Raw genomic sequence first — 17455 nt, 5'->3', positions numbered from 1 at the left:
CACGCTCAGTTTTGTAACCAAAGCTGCATTAACGCCACCAGTTGATCCATATCAACTGGTTTGGTAATGTAATCATTTGCACCGGCAGCGATACACTTTTCACGATCATCTTTCATTGCCTTAGCCGTTAATGCAATTACGGGTAGTTTAGCCCATTTGTTTTGCTTTCGGATCTGCCTTGTAGCTTCATAGCCATCCATTTTAGGCATCATAATATCCATCAGCACAATATCAACTCCGGGCGTATTTTCCAGCTTTGTTAATGCCTCTTCACCATCATTTGCTATTTCTACTTCCAGATCAAACGATTGCAATGCGCTGCTTAGTGCAAATATGTTGCGCATATCATCATCTACAAGCAGCACTTTCTTACCTTTTAGTGCACCAACTGAGCCTGCCACTGCTTTTGACTTCGCTTTTGCAGGTGCTGCAGGTGTTACGGGTACTGTATTTAATTTGTGCAGAAACAAGTTCACTTCATCTATCAGCCGGTCTGATGATTTACTTGTTTTAACCACCATGGCATTGGCGTACTGCATTAACCGGGTCACCGAATTTTTGTCGAGTTCCATTGCCGTGTTAATAATTACCGGCAAAGCGCTAAAGCGTTTGTCTCCCTTAATTTTATCTAACAGGTCAAGTCCTGAAATATCGGGCAGGTTCAGATCAAGCACCACACACTGGTACTCGTTATGTTGTAGTTTGTCTAAAGCAGATTGTCCGTTAAAGGCTTGGTCAACCTCAATGTTCTGCTTTTGCATCAACTCTTTTAAAGCATCGCTTTGTGCTTCCTGGTCTTCTATCAGCAAAATATGTTTAAGCGGGGCGCCATGCTGATGGCTTATATCACCGAATAGCTTGTCAAGCGCTTCTGTGTCCACCGGCTTTTTCATAAAGCTGATAGCGCCCTCACGTTTTACGCGATTCTCGGCCGCCTCCCCTGCCGACATCAAATGAACCGGAATATTTTTGGTTTCGGGTCTATCTTTCAGCTCCTTTAAAATCTGCCACCCGTCTTTTCCGGGCAGCATAATATCCAAAATTACAGCATCGGGTTTTTGTCCGGCAATAACATCAACGGCCGTGCTGCCTGTATGCACTAAAACTGCTTTGTAACCATGCTGACCTGCATAATCTTTTAATATGTCCGCAAAATTGCGGTCGTCTTCAACAATAACGACCAACGGTTCATGATCGCTCGCAATGCTTTCTGCAGGAGCCAGGTTGATTTGTTGCGGCGAAATAAAAGTTTCGACATCGGGCACATGGTCTGCCTTTGGTGATTGAACAGCAGGCGTAAGCGGAATAGTAATGCAAAACTCGCTTCCCTGCCCCGGCTCGCTTTTTATCGTAATCTGACCGCCCAAAAGCGTTGCCAGTTCGCGACTGATGGACAAGCCTAAACCTGTACCGCCGTATTTGCGGCTGGTAGAACCATCTGCTTGCTGAAATGCCTCAAAAATAAGCTTCTGTTTATCTGCCGGTATACCAATGCCGGAATCTTTTACACGGAAAGAAACCGTATCCTCAACAGCACCTTTAGTAACATCTAACTCGATATGCCCGCCCACAGGAGTAAACTTAAACGCGTTTGACAACAGGTTTTTAATCACCTGCTCCAGGCGTATGCGGTCTGTAATAAGGCTGCCAAAATCAGCGCTCACATTGGCAGTGAAGTTGATCTGTTTATTTTCAGCAATCTCTGCAAACAGCATTTGCATGTTTTGTACAATCTCATCTGCAGAGGTGGTATCATTTTGTAATTCAACCTTACCCGACTCAATTTTTGCAAGGTCGAGTATATCATTAATCAGCGTCAGTAAATCATTACCAGCATTAAAAATTACGCTGGCATATTTGATCTGCTCGTCAGAAAGGTTTGCGTGTTTATTATCTTTCAGGATACGTGCAAGTACCAGAATACTATTAAGCGGCGTACGCAATTCATGACTCATGTTAGCCAAAAACTCCGATTTATACCTGCCCGTAGTTTCCAGTTCTTCCACCTTTTCGGTAATGGCGGCTCGTGCCCTTTCGATATCATGATTCTTTTCTTCGAGCAGGCTGGCCTTTTCTTCAAGCTCGGCATTTATGGTGCGCAGCTCCTCCTGCTGTACTTTTAGCTCTTCTTCAGATGCCTGCAGTGCCTCTGTTTTCGTCAGCAATTCCTCGTTGGTAACACGCATTTCCTCCTGCTGTGCTTCCAGTTCTTCGGCCTGTTGCTGGGTTTCTTCAAACAGATCCTGCATAATACGGCGCGCCCTTGCCGTGTTAATAGCTACCCCAATGGTATCAGCAACGGCAATGATATAATCCTTGACAGATTTTGCCATAGTTTGCTGAAAGGCAACTTCCATTACGGCGATCAGCTTTTTATCAAAAAATACCGGAACAATAAATATTTCGGCTAACTCCTGGCTGATGATAGATGTTTCCAGCTCGAGTTTCTGGTTAAGGTTGCCTGTAATGGTTGCTGCTTTTTTATCCTTTGCAACCTGCCCCATCCAGCTTTCTGAAAGCTTTATTTTTTGCTTAATTAAGCTAAGATCATGGTAAGCGTACCATGCGTTCAGTTCAAGTACCTCTTCTTTATCATCGTATAAATAAAACGTACCGGTAATAGCGCCGGCATAACGGCAAACCTCTGCCAGTACATTTGAGGTAAGCTCTTTCTCGGTTTGCTGGCCCTGCATTTTACTGTTTAAGTCGCCCGCACCGGTAAGCAGCCAGTTCTTTTCTTCATTCTCTTTCAATACACCCTCAAGCTGGGTATTGGCGTCTTTAATCTGCTCTTCTATCTGCTTTTGCTTTCTGAAAGTGCTTTGGATATAATAAAGCATGAAAACAATGATCACTAAAAAAATACCCGACCCACCGATAATGGTTCTTACAGTAAATACCGTTGCATCATCTGATACGGCCTTTCGGTTAGAAAGTTCAGCGCTTTCAAGCTTATCAATACGGCTGATCACACTGCGAATGCTGTCCATGTTCTGCTTGCCGTTGAGCAGCATGTTATGCGCAACCATTTGTTCAAGGCCTATTTTATCCCGGCTTTCGATATTAACTTTCAGCATCTCCAATTGCCGGGATACCAGATCGCTTAGCAAAAGAATATTAGCCTGTTGTTCTTTGTCTGTTGCGCCAAAACTTTTAAGCTTGGCCAGGTCATCATTTAAACGGGTAAGCGAAGTTTTGTACGGATCTAAAAACACAGGCTTATTGGTAGCTGCATATCCCCTAACGCCTGTTTCTCCATCAGTAAGCAGCTGCAAAACATGATTAGAGACTTCAATGACATCCTGGCTAAACTGTATTTCCTGTTCATCTTCTTGTAGCTGTTTAATACTACGATAAGAGAAAAAACCAACAAGTAGTACTAAAACAATTGAAAACGCAAAGCCAAGCAAAACCTGGTTGCGGAAGGATAATTTAAGCATGTATCAATATTTGATGTGAAGCTGCGATGCAATAAATATAGTAATCTGTTTAAGAAAACGGTTACTGCTCCTCATACGTAATTTTAGCACTTGCGGTTGTAAAAAGCATAAAAAAAGCGAAGCTTTTATAAAGGCTTCGCTTTAAAATAAATTAATGTCGTTTATTTAATCTCTTTACTTTCTTCTGCTTGATATTGCGGCCCCCAAACCTTTTGCTTAGCGCCAAGGGTACTGATCACCGAAATTATAGCACCTGCAAACAATACATACCAGCCCCATTTATATTTAATCATGTGGCTTAAGCCAGCAGATATTTTTTTAAATGGAATAAAACTGAAACTGGTATTTACCTTCATTATGGCAGCTATGTAAAGTAAAATGATAAGTACTAACGATAACAGCGCACTCACCTTAGCCAATTTAACCTGCCCGGCAATAGCGCTTGCCAGGCCAGCTATGGCAACCACAAATACGGCAATGCCATAAGGTTTGTTTAACCCGTAAATATCCCAGCTAAACAACCCGAACGGGCGCAGCAGCGGACAATAAGTGCCTATTATAATCAGTAAAAAACCAATAAAAGCTAAAAGGGTACGCGGTCGCATATGTTATTTAACAATTTCCATTTTTTCTGCAAAGTGTGCGCAGTAGTCGCGCAAATCTTCTACAATGTTTGTTTCGCCTGTAGCACGTAAAAAGCTGTCGCCCATGGTCATTAATGTTTCATAGAAGAAACGTTTCATTTCGTCAACAGGCATATCTTTAGTCCACAGATCAATGCGCAGGGTGTTTTTGTAGTTATTGTCCCACAGTGCCAGCATCATCGATTTAACAGGCAATGCCTCTTTATTTTGCGAGTCGGTTGATTCCCACATAATATTCTCAGGCACGTTGTTATCATCCAGATCTATGGTAAGTTTAATTTCGGCAGTCTTCATGTAAATTATTTGATCAATAAAAATATAATTGCGGTCAAAGTTATAAAGCTTAGCTCCACAATCCATACGTTTTTAAGCTTAGGGAAGAAATTACGGAAGATTAGATCAAGAAATGACACTACAATAGCGAAGAGCACGAAGATCCAGGCAATGGTATTGGTTAAGTGCGTATATATACCACCACCTGTTACCCTTACACCACCGGTGATCCAGATATAAGCCGACAATAACAGGAAACCTGCTGTACAAAAATTTAAAGGAGTAACCTTTAGCTTCATTTTATCTTTTCTTTTTAGGCTTAAAGTATTTGCGTTTAGCGTTATCTTCTAATTGTTTTTTGTAACGCTTTTTGGCTTCTGCGCCCTCTTTGGTATTAGCCAGTTTCTTTTCGTGGAAAGCCCCCTTAAAGTCAGGGTTTTCCTTGCGCTTCTGCATATCAATTTCTCGAGCCTGAGCCTGGCGTTCTTCGTATTCGGGCTTCTCTACAAAAACATCGTCAGGCAGTGGCAGTACATCAATAGTTTGGCGGATAAGCTTCTGTATTTTATTGATGTAATATTCCTCGGCAGGGTTACAAAAGGTAATCGCCTCGCCATGTTGGAAAGCCCGGCCTGTACGACCTATCCTGTGTACATAATCTTCAATAACAACAGGGACATCGAAATTAATTACGTGGCTTACATTGCTTACGTCAATACCACGGGCAGCAACATCTGTAGCCACCAATATACGTACTTCTTCAGTTTTGAAGGAGTTAATAGAGTTGATACGTGTGTTTTGCCCTTTGTTGGCGTGCAATACTTTTACTTCGTTTTCACTAAACTTACGAACCAGGAACTTATATACATCCTCTGCCGCTGTACGGGTTTTGCAGAATACAATAAGTTTGTCGACCTCATTATGATCAAGGATATATTTAAGCAGGTTGATCTTGGTTTTAACTCCCGGCACTTTATATAATACCTGTGTAACGGTTTGCGCAGGTGTTGCCTGTGGCGTAACTTCAATTAGCGTCGGAAATTCAAGAAAGTTACCTGCAAGGTTATGTACCTTATCTGACATGGTAGCCGAAAAAAGCAGGTTCTGCCTTTTGCGCGGCACCACTTCCAATATGCGGTTGATCTGTGGCATAAAGCCCATGTCCATCATCTTATCCGCTTCGTCTAAAACCAAAACTTGTAAAGGCTTGGTTTGGATATGCCCGGCAAGATAAAGGTCCATAAAACGACCGGGAGTTGCCACAATAAGATCGACACCTTTCTTCAAAGTTTCAATTTGCTGTTTAGGGCCAAGGCCACCATAAAGGGTAACCACCCGCAGATCGGTATATGTTGCAAACATACGGATGTGTTCTTCGATCTGCATAGCCAGCTCGCGGGTTGGCGCAATAATCAACGCACGGGCATGTTCGCCCTGTGCATATTTCAGCTTCATGATGAGTGGCAGCACATAGGCGGCAGTTTTACCTGTGCCGGTTTGCGCAATGCCCATTACATCCTGCCCGTTAAGTATCGGCGGAATAGCTTTTTGCTGTATCGGCGTAGCTTCGGTATACCCGGCATCAGCCACTGCATTCAATATCTGCCGGTTAAAATTAAAATCTTCAAAAACTACAGCCATTCGACAAAGATAAGGATTGATTGAGTCAAAAGTAGAAAGTCAAAAGTAGAAAGTCACTTAAGCCTCTCCTTTTGAGTGCTCTCATTACATATTATTAACTTTAAACTTTTCACTGATAACTTTTAACTTAAATTTGCAGTATGTCTTCCATTCTCATTAAATCCGCGACAATAGTTAACGAAAATAAGCAGTTCAACAGTGATGTACTGATTAATAACGGCCATATTGAACGTATTGACAGCCATATTGATACTACTGCTGATAAAGAAATTAATGCTGAAGGGCTATACCTGTTGCCCGGCTTTATTGATGACCAGGTGCATTTCCGTGAGCCGGGATTAACGCATAAAGGTAATATCTATACAGAATCGCGGGCGGCTGTTGCCGGTGGTATAACCAGCTTTATGGAAATGCCTAACACTGTGCCTAACGCATTAACGCAAGAGTTGTTAGAAGACAAATACCGCATTGCATCGCAAAATTCGCTGGCGAACTATTCGTTCTTTATGGGTGCCTCGAATGACAACCTTGATGAGGTATTGAAAACAAACGCTAAAAACGTATGCGGCGTTAAAGTTTTTATGGGTTCATCAACCGGCAATATGCTGGTAGATAATCCGAACACTTTAGACAAATTATTTAGCCAGTCGCCTATGCTGATTGCTACCCATTGCGAGGATGAGGCAACCATTAAAGCCAACATGGCACATTATAAAGAACTGCTTGGCGATAACATTACCATCGAATACCACCCTATTATTCGCAGTGAAGAGGCTTGTTACCTGTCATCGTCAATGGCCGTGGAGCTTGCTAAAAAACACGGTACAAGGCTGCATATCCTGCATATTTCTACCGCAAAAGAAACTTCGTTGTTCGATAATACTATCCCATTAAGCCAGAAAAAGATTACTGCCGAAGCTTGCATACACCACCTTTGGTTTAGCGATGCCGATTACAAAACAAAAGGCAACTACATCAAATGGAATCCTGCCGTAAAAACTGCTGAAGACCGCACCGGAATATTACAGGCGGTACTTGATGGCCATATTGATGTTATTGCTACCGACCATGCACCGCATACTATAGAGGAAAAATCGCAGCCATACTTACAGGCACCATCGGGTGGGCCGCTTGTTCAGCATGCGCTTACCGCCTTACTCGAGCTATACCACCATGGCAAGATGACTTTAGAACAGATTGTAGAAAAAACAGCGCACAATGTGGCTACCTGTTTCCAGATTGAAAAACGTGGTTTTATTCGCGAAGGTTACTGGGCAGACTTAGTATTGGTTGATCTGCACAAACCGTGGACCGTGGACAAAAACAACCTCTTATATAAATGTAAATGGAGCCCGTTCGAGGGGCAAACCTTCGGTTCTGCTGTTACTCATACTATTATATCAGGTACTTTGGCTTACGAAAACGGCAAGCTGATTGAGCAAAAATCAGGCGAGCGCATGACCTTTGATCGTCCGTAAGCATTTTTCATTAAGCATTCGTCTTAAATACGCGATTATGCTTATTTTGGACGCATGTTCAACCGTCGTAAATTCATTAAACTTTCTGCTGCCGGGGCATCGGTAGCCGCTTTATCGCGTACTGGTTTTGCCGCTGCAAAACCTTTGGCCGGGCAATCATCATTACCTGTTGTGATCTCCACCTGGGACTTTGGCGTTCCGGCGAATAAAGCTGCATGGGAAATTTTAAAAAAGGGCGGCCGTGCTATTGATGCTGTTGAAGCCGGCGCACGTATACCAGAGGCAGACCTGAACAACCACAGCGTTGGACGTGCTGGATACCCCGACCGCGACGGGCATGTTACCCTTGATGCCTGCATTATGGACGAATCCGGTAACTGTGGCGCAGTAGCAGCAATGGAAGACATTGACCACCCTATCTCTGTAGCGCGTTTGGTGATGGAAAAAACACCGCATGTTTTATTAGTCGGCGATGGTGCCCGCCAGTTTGCTGTTGAACATGGGTTTAAGGCACAAAAGCTATTAACGCCCGAGTCTGAAAAGGCATGGAAAGAGTGGTTGAAAACTGCTAAATATGAACCGGTGATCAACATTGAAAATAAAAGCTATAAGCGCGGAAGCGAATACAACCATGATACCATAGGTATGCTGGCGCTTGATGCTAAAGGCAATATCAGTGGTGCATGTACTACCAGCGGTATGGCATGGAAACTGCATGGCCGTGTAGGCGACAGCCCGATTATTGGTGCAGGCTTGTATGTAGACAATGAGGTTGGCGGCGCTACTTCTACTGGTGTAGGCGAAGAAGTAATCCGCAACGTGGGCAGCTTTTTGGTGGTTGAGTTAATGCGCCAGGGCCGTTCGCCGCAGGAAGCCTGCGAAGAAGCCGTACACCGCATCATTAAAAAGAAGCCTGAAACTGCCAAACAAATACAGGTAGGCTTTTTAGCCATTAATAAAAAAGGAGAATACGGTGCTTATGCTATCCAAACCGGGTTTACATATGCCGTTTGCGATTCAGAAAAACAAGACAAACTATTTAAGGGCGAAAGCTTTTACAAATAAACATTAGCTTTTAAACCTCCACATGACGAAAACTGTATCGCTCGAAGTTTGTGCTAACTCATTAGCTTCGGCACTTGCTGCACAACAAGGCGGCGCCATCCGTGTAGAGCTTTGCGAAAACCTGAGCGAAGCGGGCACCACCCCGTCATTCGGGCAAATTGCAGTGGCTCGTAAACTGCTTCACATCAAATTATATGTGCTGATCCGTCCGCGTGCGGGGGATTTCCTGTTCAATGAAAATGAAATGGATATCATCCTTACCGACATTGAAAACTGCGGCAAAATTGGCTGCGACGGTGTAGTTATCGGTGCATTGCAACCAGACGGCAGCATAGACAAAGTAAACACCGCAAAAATGGTGGAAGTTGCTCACCGTTACAACATGGGCGTAACCTTTCACCGTGCCTTTGATATTTGTGCCGACTATTCGCAGGCGCTTGAAGATATTATTGAATTGGGATGTGAGAGGATACTAACCTCCGGTGGCAAAACAACGGCTATAGAGGGTGCGGCAACCATAGCTCACTTAGTTGAACAGGCCGCAGGACGTATCGTTATAATGGCCGGCAGCGGTGTAAACGAACAGAATGTAAAAGACCTTGTGCATTTTACGGGGGTTACCGAGGTGCATACATCTGCCAAGGTGCGTAATACCAGCCGCATGCAATATCATAACGATCATATTATGATGGGCAATGCGTTCCATGACCTTTATACTTTTGAAAGTACCGACCCCGAAAAGGTAAAGCTCATAATCGAAAGGGCAAACGCATTAGAATAAAGTAAGCGGCACAACCAGCTCGAAACGGTTGCTGCCGTGCGTTCCCAGATCCTGGTCTAAAAGGCGGGTGTACCTTAAACCAAATGTTAACGGTAATTGGTTAAACCATTGCGTGTCAAAAAACAGCTCCCCGCCTGTTGAACGAAAATTACCGTTAAAGGCTAAGCCGTTGGTATAAAAGTCTTTCGCACGTGTGTAATCAAAAAAGGCATTACCGCGAAGCCGCTTTATGTAAATCAGGTTGGCAAATCCGGCATCGGGATAAGCAATGGGAAAATGATAGTTTAGTGCTACCTTATCCATTTTGTAAAGATTGTAAACGGTATAACCTCTTGAAAAAGGGAAACTGTTAGAGAAATCGATCACCGTGTTTTGGCTTCGCTGCTGATGGGCTAAACCAATTACCAGATTATGGTTAACAAACAAGCCCGGGAAATAAAAATTACCTGTAGCCAGCAACTGATAGTTATACTGGTTAATTATCCCCTTTTTATAGTTAAAATAAATGCTTTGAGCAAAATGCGGATAAATGTTTTGTACGGGCTGTGAAATGCTGTTACTAAAGCTGATATAGTTATTTAAGTACGTATAGTTTTGATCCTGAAATCTGCTGCGATAAGCCTGCTGAAAATTTACCGAATTGTAATAAGCATCGCTACCGAAAGTAAAGAACGTGCTATGCGTGTTACGGCTTAAGTTCAATGGTATTTGCACGCCACCATGAACTGCGGTTTCGTTCCAGTAGATGCTTTCTCCCCTATAATAACCCTGCCTGTCAAAAGTATGGCTTACGCCGGCATCTATGTAAGGAAAAAGCGCTCCGTAAACGGCGTTAAAACCAATTTGCTTGTAACCTTCGTTGCGGTTATAAGTGCCGTATAAGGATGATTGAAAAGTATTCAGTACGTTTTCGCCCGCTATGGATAGCGTATAATCGGGATCTTCAAAGTCGGGCAGTAAGCTGTGAAAATTAAACAGGTTGTGCCACTTGCTGTACCTGCTTACTTTTAAAGGCTGTGTTTGCACACGGTCGAGCAAATCGGCAGATGTATCCTTAGTTAAAGGCGCAATATTGTAGTTATAAAGCCCGCCCGGCGACTGTTTATTTTCAATAGGCTGCCATTTTACATCTTGCAGATCGGAATGGTGTATCTGGTAGCCATAATTAGTAAAACTTACCCATGCTAACTGCTTGCCTGCAACCGATGGTTCATAGTTGCCTATAGCGTTTTGTAAAGTATCGTTTCGTAACTGATACAGCTTTTTGTCGTTAAGCGATAAGGCATACAGGCGGTCGTTTAAACCGGTGGTGGCTGTAAAGTAAACCGTATCTTTCTGCACATTTAAAAATCCAACCGGCACATTATTATAAGCCATTAAAGATGCAGCCTCTCCAGTTTTGGTATCTACGGTGGCAAGGGTCATTTTCCCCCTTTGGTTACGCACACCTGCAACTATTTTATCGCCAGCATAAAAACGCGGATAAGTGTAATACAACTTACCCGGGTTAGGTATCGTGTTTAAAACAATTCCGTTAACTGCATCTATTATTACCAGGTTATTTTTCCCTGACGGTTCGGTTTCTACTGCTATGATCTGCTTACCATCTTCACTAAATGAGGGCGAAAAGTATTTGGTGTGATGCGTTATCCTAGTCTGTTTACCTGTAGCTACATCAACTATAATCAGTTCGTTATAGTTGCGGTAACCCCACCGCAGATCAGGCCGGTATGATGCATAAACTATCTTGCCTTTACGATAGTTAAAGTGCTTATCCAACGATAAATACTGCACTGCTAAAACTCGTTGCTTTGACCCGCTTTTAACCACAAGCATTGGCCGCTTTTTGTAACTGCTTTTTACATAAATAATAGTGCTGTCATTTACAATGGCAGGGTATTCTGCATCGGCAATAAAGTGCTCATTATCTTTAACCTTAGGAACCAAGGCCTTATCCATCGGTAAAGCAATTTGCTGTTTAAAATAATTTAAAGCTTCGGTTCTGAATTTCGGATAGCTGATACCGGCATATTTTTTAACCCCATGCTGAAACGGATAGATCAACGGCTTAAAGGATGCGGCATCATGCGTCACATTTCGCCAAAACATAGGCCCATATTTCTCGCGCCCGTAAGCGGTCATCATATAACCTAAGGGATACCAGTCGGGCACGTAATCCCTGTAAGAACCGTTCCGCAGCTTCATCCAGCTGTAGTTTTTCCCGGCTTCCCAAACCCCTCTAAAGCCATTAAAAAAAAAAGGCAATCGTCCCCTGCCCTGGTCGCTTACCAGTGTTTCGTTAAAAACGGCGTCACCCTCGTAAAACCAATCGGGTATGGCAGCCGAATTACCAAGCAGCTGCCCGCTTTCTCCGAAAAGAATATGAAGCGCCTTTGATAAGCCTACATTAAAATTATTGTATTGCTGTACATGCCTGAACTCGTGAATAGCAAGCTGCTCATCCCAAGGCAAAGTCCCCAGTTCAAAACTATTCTGCGATGGGGTTAAGTAAAACTCACTGCGAAATGGCGCTAACTGCACAAACCCGTTAGAAATAATGGTCTGATTCTGCAAAACGATATTTACCTGCTTCTGCTTTACACCAATAGTTGGCTTTATCCGATTATTCATTTCCTGAATAATACTGGCCACCCGCAAACCAACCGAATCAAGCCCGTAGGGAAATATCACCCTTGCAGCCGGTGTATTGATTTGCTGCCATTTAACAGAGGGCGGGTTTCCGCCAAATTGCTGGCCATAGCTATAGGAACATATGAACAGCAAGGCAACAAGCAGTAACTTTTTAGGGGGCTTCAACATTGGCTATGAAAATAATTACTTGTACGCATTAATACAAGCAAAGGCAATATACACTACCATGACAGACCATACAACAAAACTCCATACATTTGCCACTTGTTAAATACACGTTATGGCTATAGTTTCAATTAACCTGGCAACAGGTTCACTGCAGCAGGAAGATATTATTGTAGGCATCGACCTTGGTACCACAAACTCGCTGGTTGCTTTTATTAACCCGGATAAACAACCGCAGGTTATTAATGATGCAGGCAAAGGTGTACTGGTGCCATCAGTAATACATTTTGGTGCAACAGGTGATATTACTGTGGGCAACGATGCTAAAACCTATTTAACAACCGACCCGCAGAACACCATATTTTCGGTTAAGCGTTTGCTTGGACGGTCATATAAAGACATTGAAAACTATCAAAGCTTTTTCTCATACAAAGTAATTGACGATGATACCGAAAGCCTGGTAAAGATCAAGGTTGGTGATAAGTTTTATACACCTATCGAACTTTCGGGCCTGATATTAAAGGAACTTAAAGAACGTGCCGAACACGCATTAAAAACTCCGGTTAACCGGGCGGTAATCACTGTACCTGCTTATTTTAACGATTCGCAGCGCCAGGCTACCCGCGATGCAGGTAAACTTGCAGGTTTAGATGTATTGCGGATTGTTAACGAACCTACCGCAGCCAGCCTTGCTTATGGCATTGGCTTAAACCCTGAAGAAACAAAGACAGTTGCCGTTTATGACTTAGGCGGTGGTACTTTTGATGTTTCTATCCTGCAGATCCAAAACGGCATTTTCGAAGTATTATCAACCAATGGTAATACATTTTTAGGTGGCGATGATTTTGACCGTGCCATTGCCGATTACTGGATAGAACAGAACAAACTGGATAAAGCAGAACTGGCCAATAATAATGAGCTTACACAGCAGATCCGTTTAAAAGCAGAAGAAGCTAAAAAAGCATTTGCGCATCAAAGCATCTTTAATGAGAAGCTTGGCGATATCTGGCTCACCATTGACCGCAATACCTTTGAGCAACTGATACAGCCTAAAGTAAATGAAACCATTGAAAGCTGTAAAAACGCGTTGAAGGATGCCGGCTTAAAAGTAACCGACATTGACGAAGTGATTATGGTGGGTGGCTCAACCCGTACCGCGTTGGTTAAAAATAAAGTTGCTGAATTCTTCGGCCGCCCGGTACATGATGATGTAAACCCGGACGAGGTAGTTGCCCTTGGTGCTGCTTTACAAGCTGATATTTTGGCCGGTAACCGTAAAGATATTTTATTGCTGGACGTTACCCCGCTTTCTTTAGGTATTGAAACGATGGGTGGCTTAATGGATGTTATTATTCCGCGTAATTCAAAAGTACCTACCAAGGCCGGTCGCCAGTATACCACATCTGTTGACGGGCAGGTAAACATGAAAGTAACCGTTTATCAGGGCGAACGTGATTTGGTAAAAGAAAACCGCAAACTGGCCGAGTTTGATTTAAAAGGTATCCCGGCAATGCCTGCTGGCTTGCCTAAAGTTGATATTAACTTTTTGCTGAATGCCGATGGTATTTTGAAAGTGCAGGCTATTGAACTGCGTTCGGGCGTTAAGCAGGAAGTTGAAGTAAAACCAACTTACGGTATTACTGACGATCAGGTGGAGCAGATGCTGATGGATAGCATTACTCACGCTAAAGACGATGTGACCCAGCGTATGCTGATTGAAGCCCGCACGGAAGGCGAGCAGATGGTTTATACCGCACAGCGCTTCATGGAAAAGAACCGCGAATATCTTTCTATTGAAGAACTTGCACAAACACAGGCCTATGTAAAGGCATTACAAGATGCACTTACCGGTGGCGATAAAGACGCGATACTGAAAAAGATTGATGAACTGAACGAGTATACCCGCCCTTTTGCCGAACGTGTAATGGATATGGCTATCAGCCATGCTATGAAGGGTAAGAGCATTGATGGTGCGGGTGAATAACGAAACTTACGCATCAATTAAAACTCCTGAAATTAAAATGCGTTATTTGTAGCAATCTATAAATAACGCACTTGAAAAACATTCTTAAACTTACCATAGCAATCTGCTTCGCTGCATATTCTTTTAAGTCAACAGCGCAAACAATACAACCCGATAGCACTTTAAAGCCTGCTAACCTCGATACTGCCCGTTATGATTCGTTGATGCTACATCTGGTCCACGGTGACACAACCGGTAAGTGGCCGGTGAAGAATGCACCTTATCCAAAACCGGGTGCAATTCTGCCGTTTTATAGGGTGGTTGCATACTATGGCAATATGTATTCCAAAAACATGGGGGTGCTTGGTCAGTATGAACCATCAGTAATGCGGGAAAAACTTAGGGCTGAAGTAAAAAACTGGGAGGCTGCAGATCCGGAAGTACCGGTTAAACCGGCGCTTCATTATATCTGTGTAACTGCACAAGCCGATGCCGGCGCTAATGGCCTCCACAATCTGCGTATGCCTTTTAGCCAGATTGATAAAGTAATTGAAATGGCTAAACCGATTAATGCCCTGGTATTTTTGGATATACAGGTAGGCTACAGCACTGTTCAAAAAGAACTTCCCCTGTTAGAGAAATACTTGAAAATGCCTAACGTGCATTTCGGTATTGATCCCGAATTTTCGATGAAAGAAGGCAGCGTGCCGGGCAAACGTATAGGAACATTTGATGCAGATGATATAAACTTTGTAATCAAATACCTAAGCTCACTTTGTGATAAATACAATCTGCCGCCTAAAATATTTGTGGTACATCGTTTCACTAAGCGCATGGTGACCAACTATAAAAACATTAAGTTAGACCCTAACATTCAATTTGTGATGGATATGGATGGCTGGGGCGGACCGGAATTAAAAAAACGCACCTATAAATACTTCGTCGCTGGGGAACCTGTTGAATTCACGGGATTTAAGCTTTTTTATAAGAACGATATAAAAAAAGTGCCCAACCGCATGATGACACCCAAGGAAGTGCTGAGTTTAACACCTGCTCCCATTTACATACAGTATCAATAGCATTAAACAATAAAAGCCAGGCAAATGCCTGGCTTTTATTGTTTTTATCTTAAATGAAGAAGATTACCTGTTGCTAATAGCTTCCTGCTCTTTCAAAGCAGAGATATTATTTTTGTTACTGAACTCATTGGTTTGTTCAGCAAAGCTGTCAAGTATTGAGCTTATGTTGTCAAGGTTATCAGCAATACGCTGGTGCATATCAGGAAGATCTTTTTCCAAACGTTTATCACCTAATTCGATATTGTCCACCTCAATTTTAGAAAGCTTTTGAACACATGCCTGCTGGCTGTTTCTTAAATCCTCCAACTCACGGACGATCTTCTCCATCAATTCAAATTTCCTAATCTTATCCATTTGTTTTAAATATTGATTCAATTAGTTAACATCTTTTTTCAAAAAGTGTTTGACATATCAATATCAACTAATAACTTAGTTAAAAATAACAACCTATGAAATTTTGCCTCAGCCTTGTTCTGTTGCTAATGTGTGCGGCAACATTTGCTCAAAACAGTACTACAAAAACCGACTCAACTTTGATTGAACTTTACCAGACACAAAAATTTGGTGAAGCTGCCGATCTGCTTAAAAAGACCTATCCTGAACCCCTAAACAATAAGGTACTTGCGCAGCTGGCCTATGCCTCAAACCAGGCAGGCCGGTTGCCCGATGCCGAAGCTTATTATCAACGCCTGTACAGTATTGATTCCACCAATCTTTCGGTATTGTTCAGCATGGCCAGCATCCAAATGCGGCGGGGTAATAATGCAAAATCACTCGCCTATTACAAACGCATCCTTAAAATCGACAGTACAAACTTTAGCGTTTACAGGCAGTTAGCTACTCTTAGCAAAAACACGGGTGATATCGTTGCTAACTTGGTTTACCTGCAAAAAGCTAACAAAATCAACCCCGAGAATGGTGACGTAGCCTATGATCTTTCTACGGCAATGATCGGTTTTAAACAGTTTGAGCAGGCAGAAAAAATAATTGATGTGGCATTACATGCTGATACATCGAACATTTTACTGTTGACGGGTAAAATGCAGGTAGATTTCAATTTGAAGAAGTATCCGGAAATGATAGACATCTGCACCAGGCTGATCAATAACCAGGCACAATCCACGCAGGTAATCAACTACAAGGGTATAGCAGAGTTCAGGCTTAAAAAATATAAGGAGTGCATTAAAACCCTGCACATGCTCGACAGTACCGATACCCAAACTGAAACTTCTTATTACTATTTAGGCCTAAGCCATAAGGCTTTAAAAGACAACGCTAAAGCGATTTATTATCTGCAAAAAGCCATTAACGAAGGTATATCCCCAGCTACAAACAGCTATTACAGCGAGATCGGCGATTGCTACGATCAAATGCATTTGCCTAAAAAGGCGATAGCGGCTTATCAGCGCGGACTAACATTCGGCGAGAAACCGATGGCACTTTATGCTATGGCTGCTATTTATGATGTCTCACTGAAAGACACTTTAATGGCTGTAAGATATTATAAAAAGTATATCTCGTCTAAACCACCGGCAGATAGCCAGCAATCATTTATCGAATATACCAGTCACCGAATCAACGAATTACATCGTTAACGCTTCATTAGCCTGGCGACATATTTACCAATGATATCAAATTCAAGGTTTACTGTGTCGCCGGCTTTTATATTATGCAAATTGGTATGCTCGTAAGTGTATGGAATAATCGCCACCGAAAAACCGTTATCTGTTGAGTTTACCACCGTAAGGCTAATACCATTTACACAAATAGAACCCTTTTCAACGGTAACGTTACCTATACCGGCATCATACTCGAAAGTATATACCCAGCTGCCGTCCATTTCCTCAACAGATCTACAAACAGCTGTTTGATCTACGTGCCCCTGCACAATATGGCCGTCTAAGCGGGCGTTCATTTGCATGCAACGCTCCAGGTTGATCTCATCCCCCGCTTTAAGATAAGCCAGATTGGTTTTATTTAACGTTTCTTCAATGGCAGTAACCGTGTGCAGGCCATCGGCAAGCGCCACAACTGTTAAACAAACCCCATTGTGGGCTACAGACTGATCAATCCTTAATTCTGATGCGATAGTTGATTCGACAGTGATATGCAGGTTGCCCCCATCTTTATAAAGATCCGTAACACGGCCAAGGGTTTCAATTATTCCGGTAAACATAATGCGGCAAAACTAAGTATATTACAGCTTGTATTTAATAAACCACATCAATTCAATGTCATTTTGACGGCAGGATAAATTTTCTACAAATATCAAGG

14 protein-coding genes are annotated in these 17455 nt (G+C 42.7%); 6 read left to right on the top strand and 8 right to left on the bottom strand.

The genetic code is table 11. The features are described from left to right. Positions 1-5: 5 nt before the first annotated feature. From PQ461_RS08345 to PQ461_RS08325, 5 genes are all read right to left on the bottom strand, one after another. Positions 6-3440: a response regulator gene (locus tag PQ461_RS08345; RefSeq protein ID WP_274303224.1), complete on the bottom strand. Its 3435-nt coding sequence runs from the start codon at positions 3438-3440 to the stop codon at positions 6-8. Between the two features lie 161 nt (positions 3441-3601). Further along, positions 3602-4045: a hypothetical protein gene (locus tag PQ461_RS08340; protein WP_274303223.1), complete on the bottom strand. Its 444-nt coding sequence runs from the start codon at positions 4043-4045 to the stop codon at positions 3602-3604. A 3-nt stretch (positions 4046-4048) separates the two neighbouring features. After that, positions 4049-4378 carry a gliding motility protein GldC gene (gldC, locus tag PQ461_RS08335; protein WP_274303221.1) on the bottom strand — a complete coding sequence of 110 codons (330 nt, stop codon included), beginning with the start codon at positions 4376-4378 and terminating at the stop codon, positions 4049-4051. 5 nt (positions 4379-4383) lie between these two features. Continuing rightward, positions 4384-4656: a hypothetical protein gene (locus PQ461_RS08330; RefSeq protein ID WP_274303220.1), complete on the bottom strand. Its 273-nt coding sequence runs from the start codon at positions 4654-4656 to the stop codon at positions 4384-4386. Position 4657: 1 nt separating this feature from the next. After that, entirely contained in the window at positions 4658-5998 is a 1341-nt protein-coding gene (locus PQ461_RS08325; RefSeq protein WP_274303218.1) for a DEAD/DEAH box helicase, read from the bottom strand. A gap of 140 nt (positions 5999-6138) precedes the next feature. Between PQ461_RS08325 and PQ461_RS08320 the strand changes: the two genes are divergently transcribed. The 3 genes from PQ461_RS08320 to PQ461_RS08310 are packed head-to-tail and all read left to right on the top strand — an operon-like array spanning position 6139 to position 9322. Further along, positions 6139-7476, top strand: coding sequence for a dihydroorotase (locus PQ461_RS08320; RefSeq protein WP_274303216.1), 1338 nt, complete (start codon positions 6139-6141; stop codon positions 7474-7476). A 54-nt stretch (positions 7477-7530) separates the two neighbouring features. After that, the gene (locus PQ461_RS08315; RefSeq protein WP_274303215.1) at positions 7531-8541 is read left to right on the top strand and encodes a glycosylasparaginase; all 1011 of its coding nucleotides are present in this window, start codon (positions 7531-7533) and stop codon (positions 8539-8541) included. A gap of 22 nt (positions 8542-8563) precedes the next feature. Further along, positions 8564-9322: a copper homeostasis protein CutC gene (locus PQ461_RS08310; protein ID WP_274303214.1), complete on the top strand. Its 759-nt coding sequence runs from the start codon at positions 8564-8566 to the stop codon at positions 9320-9322. On the opposite strand, the gene PQ461_RS08305 is transcribed toward PQ461_RS08310, so the two are convergent. Beyond that, positions 9314-12142, bottom strand: a complete 2829-nt coding sequence (locus tag PQ461_RS08305) for a TolB family protein (protein WP_274303212.1) — start codon at positions 12140-12142, stop codon at positions 9314-9316. The two genes, PQ461_RS08310 and PQ461_RS08305, sit on opposite strands and share 9 nt — an antisense overlap. A 112-nt stretch (positions 12143-12254) precedes the next feature. Here PQ461_RS08305 and hscA point away from each other — a divergent pair, with 112 nt between their 5' ends. Together hscA and PQ461_RS08295 are read left to right on the top strand one after the other, a co-directional pair. After that, positions 12255-14123 carry a Fe-S protein assembly chaperone HscA gene (gene hscA / locus PQ461_RS08300; protein ID WP_274303209.1) on the top strand — a complete coding sequence of 623 codons (1869 nt, stop codon included), beginning with the start codon at positions 12255-12257 and terminating at the stop codon, positions 14121-14123. A 71-nt stretch (positions 14124-14194) separates the two neighbouring features. Beyond that, a complete protein-coding gene (locus PQ461_RS08295) occupies positions 14195-15181 on the top strand; it encodes a hypothetical protein (RefSeq protein ID WP_274303208.1) in 987 nt (328 codons plus the stop codon). A 63-nt stretch (positions 15182-15244) separates the two neighbouring features. On the opposite strand, the gene PQ461_RS08290 is transcribed toward PQ461_RS08295, so the two are convergent. Next, positions 15245-15535, bottom strand: coding sequence for a hypothetical protein (locus tag PQ461_RS08290; RefSeq protein ID WP_274303206.1), 291 nt, complete (start codon positions 15533-15535; stop codon positions 15245-15247). A gap of 95 nt (positions 15536-15630) precedes the next feature. Here PQ461_RS08290 and PQ461_RS08285 point away from each other — a divergent pair, with 95 nt between their 5' ends. Beyond that, positions 15631-16776, top strand: coding sequence for a tetratricopeptide repeat protein (locus tag PQ461_RS08285; protein WP_274303205.1), 1146 nt, complete (start codon positions 15631-15633; stop codon positions 16774-16776). On the opposite strand, the gene PQ461_RS08280 is transcribed toward PQ461_RS08285, so the two are convergent. Next, positions 16773-17357 (bottom strand): riboflavin synthase, encoded by a 585-nt coding sequence (locus PQ461_RS08280; RefSeq protein ID WP_274303204.1) that lies wholly within the window; start codon positions 17355-17357, stop codon positions 16773-16775. The two genes, PQ461_RS08285 and PQ461_RS08280, sit on opposite strands and share 4 nt — an antisense overlap. Positions 17358-17455 lie beyond the last annotated feature (98 nt).

Origin of the sequence: Mucilaginibacter sp. KACC 22063 (assembly GCF_028736115.1) — a bacterium.
Classification (GTDB): Bacteria; Bacteroidota; Bacteroidia; order Sphingobacteriales; family Sphingobacteriaceae; genus Mucilaginibacter.
The sequence above is the reverse complement of the archived record's forward strand: the minus strand, read 5'-3'. Positions and strand labels throughout refer to the sequence as shown.

What these genes read in the sequence shown, in the direction of transcription:
- gldC (WP_274303221.1), bottom strand. Translation starts at nt 4,378, where the DNA reads ATGAAGACTGCCGAAATTAAACTTACCATAGATCTGGATGATAACAAC.
- PQ461_RS08280 (WP_274303204.1), bottom strand. Translation starts at nt 17,357, where the DNA reads ATGTTTACCGGAATAATTGAAACCCTTGGCCGTGTTACGGATCTTTAT.
- PQ461_RS08305 (WP_274303212.1), bottom strand. Translation starts at nt 12,142, where the DNA reads ATGTTGAAGCCCCCTAAAAAGTTACTGCTTGTTGCCTTGCTGTTCATA.
- PQ461_RS08320 (WP_274303216.1), top strand. Translation starts at nt 6,139, where the DNA reads ATGTCTTCCATTCTCATTAAATCCGCGACAATAGTTAACGAAAATAAG.
- PQ461_RS08310 (WP_274303214.1), top strand. Translation starts at nt 8,564, where the DNA reads ATGACGAAAACTGTATCGCTCGAAGTTTGTGCTAACTCATTAGCTTCG.
- PQ461_RS08325 (WP_274303218.1), bottom strand. Translation starts at nt 5,998, where the DNA reads ATGGCTGTAGTTTTTGAAGATTTTAATTTTAACCGGCAGATATTGAAT.
- PQ461_RS08340 (WP_274303223.1), bottom strand. Translation starts at nt 4,045, where the DNA reads ATGCGACCGCGTACCCTTTTAGCTTTTATTGGTTTTTTACTGATTATA.
- PQ461_RS08285 (WP_274303205.1), top strand. Translation starts at nt 15,631, where the DNA reads ATGAAATTTTGCCTCAGCCTTGTTCTGTTGCTAATGTGTGCGGCAACA.
- PQ461_RS08290 (WP_274303206.1), bottom strand. Translation starts at nt 15,535, where the DNA reads ATGGATAAGATTAGGAAATTTGAATTGATGGAGAAGATCGTCCGTGAG.
- PQ461_RS08330 (WP_274303220.1), bottom strand. Translation starts at nt 4,656, where the DNA reads ATGAAGCTAAAGGTTACTCCTTTAAATTTTTGTACAGCAGGTTTCCTG.
- hscA (WP_274303209.1), top strand. Translation starts at nt 12,255, where the DNA reads ATGGCTATAGTTTCAATTAACCTGGCAACAGGTTCACTGCAGCAGGAA.
- PQ461_RS08345 (WP_274303224.1), bottom strand. Translation starts at nt 3,440, where the DNA reads ATGCTTAAATTATCCTTCCGCAACCAGGTTTTGCTTGGCTTTGCGTTT.
- PQ461_RS08315 (WP_274303215.1), top strand. Translation starts at nt 7,531, where the DNA reads ATGTTCAACCGTCGTAAATTCATTAAACTTTCTGCTGCCGGGGCATCG.